Here is an 8,310-nt window from a genome sequence, read left to right as displayed (position 1 = left end):
CTTCTCCTTAGAGACAACTCCTTTATTCTAGCAAATATTTCTAACGGTGTCAACTACTTTTTCTAGTTTTTTTCCTATATCTGCCTTTCTCTCTTACGAGTCAACTCATATATCTTACCAAATATATCCTCTTCTTGTCAATAGATTTTTCTTTAAATTTTCATATTTTCAAAAAATTTCAGGAAAATGTAAAAGCAGCATTTTCCTGAAAATAAGATAATATCTAAGCTTCATTGGAATGCTTATAACCATAGATAAGATAAATAAAAATTCCGATGAATGTTGAAATTCCAAATGCATACCAAGTAATAGTTTGATACTGACTCATAAGTGATAAACAAATGATAATTGAAAAAATAGGTAAAAATGGTACCAAAGGCGTTTTAAATTCTGTATTACTTGGTAAACCTTTATCTTTACGTAATTTGATAAGAGCAATGGACATAATAATCAAGTATGCTAAAGTACAGATACTTAAAAATTCAGCTATTGTGGTTAATGGAAAAACTCCTGCACAAATCATTGACAAAATACCAACTGCGATCGTAGCATTTCTCGGAACCTTATGTTTTTCAGTTACCTTACTCAGCCCTTTTGGTAAGAGACCATCGCGGCTAATGGTATAAACTGTCCGTGCAAGAGCATAGGTCATTGAAATACAAACAGTGATAAGTGTGAGAATAGCAACAATGGATACATAATTTCCAGCCCAATCTAAGCCTACTTGACGAAGAGCAAAAGCAACTGCATCATCAACATTAAGTTCTTTATAATTTACCATTCCTGTTAATACTAGTGTTACGATAATATAGAGTATCGTAACAATACTTAGGGAGAAAATAATTCCTTTTGGAATATTTTTTTGTGGTTCTTTGACTTCATCTACAGCCATTGAGATGGATTCAAAACCTAAGAAGGCATAGAACATAATTGAAGCACCTGCCATAATTCCTGTTTGTCCTCCATAGATTTTTCCAAATCCATATGGTGCAAAATCTGACCAGTTCCCTTTATTTATGAAAAAGACTCCTATTCCAATAAAAATGGCTAAGGCTGAAAACTTAAATAATACAAGAACACTATTAAATCTCAGAGCTGATTTTGAATTCATTAAAACCAATCCTGTGACTGCTAAAACAACTAGAATTGGAAGTAAATCAACATACTGTCCTTTTTCAGGATCAAATGTCCCATTAATGGCAGTTGGTAATAAGATACCGTGATTTGAAAGAATCCCTTTAAAGTATCCGGCCCATCCAACTGCAACACTAGAAACAGCTGTCATAAATTCCATAATAATATACCAGCCAACAATCCATGCTGGAAATTCCCCAAGTGTTTCATAAACATAATTATAAGCTCCACCATTTCCTGAAGTACGTGAAGCAAATTCAGCATAAAATAAAGCAATAATTCCAACTGCAATAGCAGAAATAATAATAGAAATTATTAGAGCCGGGCCTGCATAGATAGCAGCACCTTTACCAGTTATTGTGAAAATACCAGTTCCTACCATAGAGCCTAGGCCAAGAAAGATTAAATCGATAACTCTTAGGTGACGATTCATTAAACTTTTACGATGATGATTTTCTTTTTTTCTAAGAAAATGCATAAAAATCCTCCTATACTTTTTATTATTAACAAAAATATATTTCTATAAAAAGATAATAACTTTCTTAGTTTATCATAAATATGATGTTTATGACAAGCAAAATGAGCCTATTAAACAATAGACTCATTAATACTTATTCAGACATTTTTTCCTTGATTTCGTCATATGATAAAGCACGTGCTTCTTGTTCTTCACTTTCTTCAGGCATCTTACCTGTTTCGTAAAGAGATTTAATTTGTGCTGCATCAAGGGTTTCATATTTGAGAAGTGCTTGTGCAATTAGGGCGTGTGTTTCACGATTTTGATTGATGATATCAGCTGCTTTATTACGAGCAGCATTTAGAAGATCGCGTACTTCATCATCAATCATGCGTGCTGTTTCTTCAGAATACGTTTTTTCTGGCGATAACTGACCAGCCATCATAGCATGACTACCTGCATACTGGACTGGACCAAGTTTTTCACTCATTCCATATTCAGTAACCATGGCACGAGCCATAGCACTCGCTTGTTCAAAATCATTAGAGGCACCCGTTGTTTGAACATTGAAAATGATCTCCTCAGCAACACGTCCCCCCATAAGACCTGCTAACTGTTCTTTCATATTGTCTTTTGAAAGTAACATCTGATCCTCTTTCGGAAGAGAAATCATATAGCCACCTGCACGACCACGAGGAACAATCGTCACTTTATGAACATCACGAGCGTCAGATAAGACAAGACCTACAATTGTATGACCAGCTTCATGATAAGCAACAATCTCACGGTCTCTTTGTGAAACTTGACGATCTTTCTTAGCGGGTCCAGCAATAACACGATCCTCTGCTTCATCAATATCAGAAGCGTCAATTTTCTTCTTGTCACGACGAGCAGCAACCAGAGCGGCTTCGTTTAGGACATTTTCGAGGTCGGCTCCAACAAAACCTGGAGTTTGTTGAGCAACAACTTTCAAATCAACATCATCTGCCAATGGTTTATTCTTGGCATGAACACGAAGAATAGCTTCACGACCTTTTACATCTGGCTGACCAACTAAAATCTTACGGTCAAAGCGACCTGGACGAAGGAGAGCTGGGTCAAGAACATCAGAACGGTTTGTCGCTGCGATGACAATGATACTTTGATTTTCCTCAAAACCATCCATTTCAATTAAGAGTTGGTTAAGCGTTTGTTCACGTTCATCATTTCCACCACCCATGCCAGCGCCACGACGACGACCAACAGCATCAATTTCATCAATGAAAATAATAGCACGCTCAGCCTTTTTTGCATCTTCAAAAAGAGCACGAACACGGCTTGCACCGACACCAACAAACATTTCTACAAAATCAGAACCTGAGATTGAGAAAAATGGGACACCAGCTTCACCTGCAACAGCTTTTGCAAGAAGTGTTTTACCCGTTCCTGGAGGACCTTCAAGAAGAACACCTTTAGGAATACGGGCACCGAGTGCCTTATATTTTTTAGGATTTTTAAGAAAATCAACAACTTCAACAAGCTCTTGTTTTTCCTCTTCGGCACCAGCAACGTCTGTAAATCGAATTTTGATAGAATCTTTGTTGGAGGCTTTAGCACGATTACGTCCAAAACTCATTGGATTATTACCACCTCGTCCTTGTCCTGCCCCCATCATGTTGAACATGAAGAAGATTAAAAATCCCATCGGAATCCAAAGTGATAAAGTGCTAATCCAAGATCCTATTGAACTTTCTTGTTTTACTGTAATTTCTGTTCCAGCTTTATCTGCTGCAGTTTCTAATTTTTCAAGAGAAATGTTACTTGCAAGAAACGTGCTAGTAAAATTATTAACCTTTGCTATTCTATTACCTAAAAATGGAAAAGAAGTATCTGATTCAACCTTTTGTGCTTTGGTATAACTTCCTGAAACTGTTACAATAGCACCATTTGGTTGGTAAGTGAGTTCTTTGACTTTACCTGCCTCTAGTTGTTTTACTAAAGTAGAGTAATTAATTTTTTGACTATCTGCGCCCATGTCACTAAATAAAAATTGAAAACTAAAAATAGCTGTCACTAGTAACAAAATGGTTACAAAGGAGTTGCGCATGAGCCCATTTGGTTTTTTATTATTCATCTATTCTCTCTTATTTGTTGTAAATTTCTTCTTTCAAAACACCAACATACGGTAAGTTACGATAATTTTCATTGTAATCCAAGCCAAAACCAACAATAAATTCATTTGGAACATTGTAACAAACATAATCTGCTTCAATTTCGACCACACGTCCTTCTGGTTTATCAAAAAGTGTAGCAATTTTAATTGATTTTGCTTTACGATATTTGAACATATCACGTAGATAAAGAAGAGTGCGACCAGTATCAATGATATCTTCAATGAAAATCACATCACGTCCTTCAATATTAGTATCTACATCTTTCAAAATTTTAACTTCACCACTGGAACTTGTTCCACCATGATAACTTGAAACAACCATAAAATCCATTTCAACATGAGTGTCAATGTGTTTTACTAACTCTGCCATAAATGGCACAGCTCCCTTTAAAACACAAACCAACAGAGGATTTTTACCCATATAATCTTTAGTAAGATGAGCTCCAAGTTCTTGACACTTCGTAATAATATCTTCTTCTGAGAAGAGTACTTTTTTTATCTCTTGTTCTAACATATTGCCACCTTTTATAGTTTTTGAATACCTAATGTAGCTTTCATTGTACCATTTTCAGCAAATTTTCTCAAATAAAGATTATTAGCTGTTTGTACAAAAATGATTTGCCCTTCTTGTTCTCCAATAATGGCTTTCGTTCTCTCTTTTTTAGGAATTTTTTCATCAATAAAAAGCCTGCGAAGCTTTTTGGAAAATGATCCAAAATCAATTTTATCCTGAGGCTTTCGTCCACGAAGAAAGATAGGACTTTTACTAGGAAGCTCTATTCCTTCCCCAGTTTCTAAAAATGTAAATCTATATCCTTGAAAAATTAAGGTTTCTTGAAATTTTAGCACTTTAGGTATTAGAGTGCTATCGGTCCTGGGACTGATTTTTTGAATATAAAATTTTTTCTCATTTTTAACTAATTCATGCCCATTTTTTAAAGGAATTTGATAGGTGTTGTCATTTTCTAAAAGTGTCAATAAATGTGTAAACTGAATTTTAGAGAGTTGTAGTTTTGGAAACTCCTCTAAATAATTTCCTAATAAAACTTCTTTTAAAGCTGAACTTTGTGATTTAAAAAATTTCAAATCGGTCACATCCATTTTACTGGTTAATTCAACAAGTGCGACTTGAAAAATTTGATTTTCCCTTGCTAACTCTGTTAAATATTTTGAAAATTGTGGGTTTTCTTTTTCTAATTGTGGTAGATAATCATGTCTCACACGATTTCTGAAATAGTTTAAACTTTGGTTAGAACTATCTTCAAAATGAAAAACATCTGGAAGTTCAGATTTTTTTATTGTCAAAAAGGGCCTAATCAACTGACCTGGTCCAAAATCCTGAACAGCTTTTATTCCTGTTAAATGGCGGAGCCTGCTACCTCGCAAGAGCTTTAGCAGCATTGTCTCAGCTTGATCATCTGCATGGTGAGCTGTTACTAATGCTGTATAACTTTCTTCAAACATTACCTTTTCGAAAAAGTCATAACGAAAATCACGCGCAGCTTTTTCAGAAAAAATCCCTGAAAAATTCATATGATAAAACGGATAGCCTTGTGCTTCAGCAAAATTTCGTAGATAATTTTCTTCAATATCTGATTCAGGGCGTTGCTTATGATTGATATGTGCAATTCCAAGGCTTATCCCTAAATCTTTCTGGTATAAAGACAAAAAGTGCAGTAAATTCATAGAATCTACTCCACCTGATAAAGCTATTAATACCTTGTTATGTTGATCAAAAAAATGATTGTTGATCACTTCATTTAGCAATTTTTGATAAATCATCTTAAAATAATATAAACATCCTTTGCAATAGCTGAAATATCGTCGTAACTCATATTTTCTGTAAAAATAGATAATATGAAAGGTTCATTTGTATAAACAATGGCAACATCATGTCTGAAGTCATAGGCATCACCTATTTTGTGTGCAACTTGAACATCTATATCTTTGGAAATTCGTTGGTCATCAAAACGAGTGTGAGAGAGGTAGTCAATAACTTCCCCCCCTTGCTCATAAATAGCTGACATTACTTGTGCTGCTGTTTTTGAAGAAACTTCACGTTTTTCCATATCCCATTTTGGAAAATCTGACATTGCTTTTTGGTAATCACTACCATACTGATTTGTCGCATAATAAGCTAAAATATTGGTTGCTGCATTATCCGATTCTTGTGCCACTTTTTTCATTAATTCTTCAATAGTGTATTCTTCATTATCAGCTATTTTACTAATTGAACCACTTCCTTCAGGATCAAATGCTCCATCAAAATCATGGACTTTGTCGGTATATTTTACTTTATCAGTTAATGATAATTTTCCTTGATTTAGCTGTTTTTGAACATAATATAACAGAGGTAGTTTATTGACACTAGCAGAATACATAATCTTATCCGGATTGATTCCAGCTGATAAACCTGTTGAGGTTTGTGTAACAGAAATTGATAAAGTTGCTTTATTATATTTATTCTCTAAGAGAGTTTGAACTTTTTTTATGCGATTATCTACTGGAGATAAAAACTCATCTGAAATCCATCCCTGACCTTTACTATAGTAATAAGTGCCATGTAAGGTTTGAGCTTCTTTAATAACTGCAATCTTAGTGTATGGCTGTAATTTCGTAGACAGAGCTTTTGCTCCCACATAATAAGGACTAGCATAGACAGTAAAACCTTTTTCTAACCAAAACTCCCCCTCAAAAAGCTTCTCCTCCATAACAACATCCGAAATAATATATTTTTGGTTTGCCGGAAGATAAGTACCATCTGAGAGTTCAAAAACCGGGTTCAACTGCTCATTTAAAAGAAGATTAGTAATCTTAAGTGAGGTATTTATAGGAATAGCATGAGAAAGCTCTGTTAAGTTAACATCATCATAACTTAACACTTCCATCGAAGTTAAAGGACGTTCTGGAATCGTTGTATAATCGGTCAATTGATTGGATATTGTTTTTGTTAATTGATACTGGACATCTCGAGGCGCCTCTGTAATCATTTGTTCCGTACTAACAATATTAAGGGGAGTAAAAATAGATAAGACTAAAAATAAAACAAATACTTTTTTCATACATCCCCTTTCCATTAATTTCCCTAAATTTTTTAATACGGTATTTATTTTTTAAAGACTTGTTCTGATTGTCTTTTATCAATTTTTAAAGACTTGTTTTTGTCAGCCAGTTCTTCCAATTTTTCTTCAGAATAAGCCAAGAAAGTTTCAACTATTTTTATTAAATCATCCATTATTTTGGTAATAAATCTGGTGTAGAATACACCACTTCTCCATCTCTGGTGTAGTAATATTTGGCGCGTGCATACTTGAGGATAAATTCTTCATTTTTTAATTGCTCAGCTAAGTTTTTTTTTTCCTTCATTTGTTCTGTCAATTCTTCAACATCTTTTTTTAGTTGTATAATAGTTTCTTTTTTCTCCTGCAACTCTACATAGCTAGACATTAAGTTATAGGTTGGCAAGATAAAAAGAAGAACGATAATGACCATAATAAATCCTATGAAGCGATGACGTTTGCTGATTTCTTCTTCTTCATAGCGTCGACGTTGATTTTCATTTTGAATAAAGTCATTATTCAGTTGAACAACACTAGACTTCTTGCTCATTTTTTTCTATCCTTGTTTCGCTAATAATCTCATACATTTTGCCAGCATCTTCTTTTTTCGTACTATCTGTCATTTCCAAAACGCACACCGTCAATAACTTATTACCAAAACGAACTTCAACTTCGTCTCCTGATTTGAGATTTGTGGATGATTTTGCTAACACACCATTGACTTTAATCCGCCCTTTATCTGCGACTTCCTTAGCAACCGTACGGCGTTTGATGATTCTTGATACTTTAAGGTATTTATCTAATCTCATGAGAAACCTCCCCATATTCACTAACTTTTTCATTTTACCACTTTTTTTAAAAAAAGGCAGAGCATGGCCGTTTTGTTACCAAAATGTCATAGAAAGAGAGTGGGACAAACCATCACGATGGTGAAGAGCCCACACCTACAAAACAATGACAACCAATAGGCAAAGCCCTCGCTAAGTGCTATACTCTTAGTGAGGGCTTTGTGGTTGATAACTTAATGATAAAATCTATCTAGGGACAAACTAATCCACTCTATCTACGAGAACCCCAAAATATCGCCTAAGAATCATGAGTATAAAAATACGACTACTATTAGAGAGACAAGTCCTCATCATTAGTTAGGAGGAAACGACTATGGATATCATCTATACATCTTGTGCTGGCATTGATATTCACCAAGCTATGATAGCTGTCTGTATCTTACACGGTTCTCTCACTAGTACTCGTCCCAAACGTGAAGAGGCTCGCTTTGATACAACGACAGAAGGTTTACAACAATGTCATGATTTTCTCACATCTTTTCAAGTACAAGCTATTGGCATCGAAAGTACAGGAGGCTATTGGAAACCCGTTTGGCATGCGCTCTGCCAAGACTTTGAGGTCATTTTAGCGAATCCAGCACATATGAAAGCCATCCCTGGTCAAAAAACAGATAAAAAAGATGCTTTCTGGATTGCCAAATTGATTCGTATCGGACTGCT

At 34.8% G+C, this 8,310-nt stretch carries 9 protein-coding genes; 1 reads left to right on the top strand and 8 read right to left on the bottom strand.

The genetic code is table 11. The features are described from left to right. Nucleotides 1-223: 223 nt before the first annotated feature. The 8 genes from ACFPQ3_RS00865 to ACFPQ3_RS00830 form a co-directional block, all read right to left on the bottom strand. Nucleotides 224-1,612 (bottom strand): APC family permease, encoded by a 1,389-nt coding sequence (locus ACFPQ3_RS00865; protein WP_156807246.1) that lies wholly within the window; start codon nt 1,610-1,612, stop codon nt 224-226. A gap of 133 nt (nt 1,613-1,745) precedes the next feature. Then, nucleotides 1,746-3,704, bottom strand: a complete 1,959-nt coding sequence (ftsH, locus tag ACFPQ3_RS00860; protein ID WP_156807247.1) for an ATP-dependent zinc metalloprotease FtsH — start codon at nt 3,702-3,704, stop codon at nt 1,746-1,748. A gap of 10 nt (nt 3,705-3,714) precedes the next feature. Then, nucleotides 3,715-4,257: a hypoxanthine phosphoribosyltransferase gene (gene hpt / locus ACFPQ3_RS00855; protein ID WP_156807248.1), complete on the bottom strand. Its 543-nt coding sequence runs from the start codon at nt 4,255-4,257 to the stop codon at nt 3,715-3,717. Nucleotides 4,258-4,268: 11 nt separating this feature from the next. Then, entirely contained in the window at nt 4,269-5,525 is a 1,257-nt protein-coding gene (gene tilS, locus ACFPQ3_RS00850) for a tRNA lysidine(34) synthetase TilS (protein WP_156807249.1), read from the bottom strand. Further along, nucleotides 5,522-6,805, bottom strand: a complete 1,284-nt coding sequence (locus tag ACFPQ3_RS00845; protein WP_156807250.1) for a serine hydrolase — start codon at nt 6,803-6,805, stop codon at nt 5,522-5,524. Before ACFPQ3_RS00845 ends, tilS begins: the two co-directional genes overlap by 4 nt. Nucleotides 6,806-6,849: 44 nt before the next feature. Then, nucleotides 6,850-6,978, bottom strand: coding sequence for an SP_0009 family protein (locus tag ACFPQ3_RS00840; RefSeq protein ID WP_161979752.1), 129 nt, complete (start codon nt 6,976-6,978; stop codon nt 6,850-6,852). After that, complete coding sequence (locus tag ACFPQ3_RS00835) at nt 6,978-7,352, bottom strand: FtsB family cell division protein (RefSeq protein ID WP_156807251.1); 375 nt, start codon at nt 7,350-7,352, stop codon at nt 6,978-6,980. Before ACFPQ3_RS00835 ends, ACFPQ3_RS00840 begins: the two co-directional genes overlap by 1 nt. Then, complete coding sequence (locus tag ACFPQ3_RS00830; RefSeq protein ID WP_156807252.1) at nt 7,336-7,611, bottom strand: RNA-binding S4 domain-containing protein; 276 nt, start codon at nt 7,609-7,611, stop codon at nt 7,336-7,338. Before ACFPQ3_RS00830 ends, ACFPQ3_RS00835 begins: the two co-directional genes overlap by 17 nt. A gap of 352 nt (nt 7,612-7,963) precedes the next feature. On the opposite strand from ACFPQ3_RS00830, the gene ACFPQ3_RS00825 reads away from it, so the two are divergent. Then, the coding region (locus ACFPQ3_RS00825; protein ID WP_380433468.1) for an IS110 family transposase at nt 7,964-8,310 on the top strand (347 nt) is incomplete at its 3' end.

Source organism: Streptococcus caledonicus, from assembly GCF_042656225.1.
Lineage (GTDB): Bacteria > Bacillota > Bacilli > Lactobacillales > Streptococcaceae > Streptococcus > Streptococcus caledonicus.
This window is presented reverse-complemented; position numbering and strand designations above follow the sequence as displayed.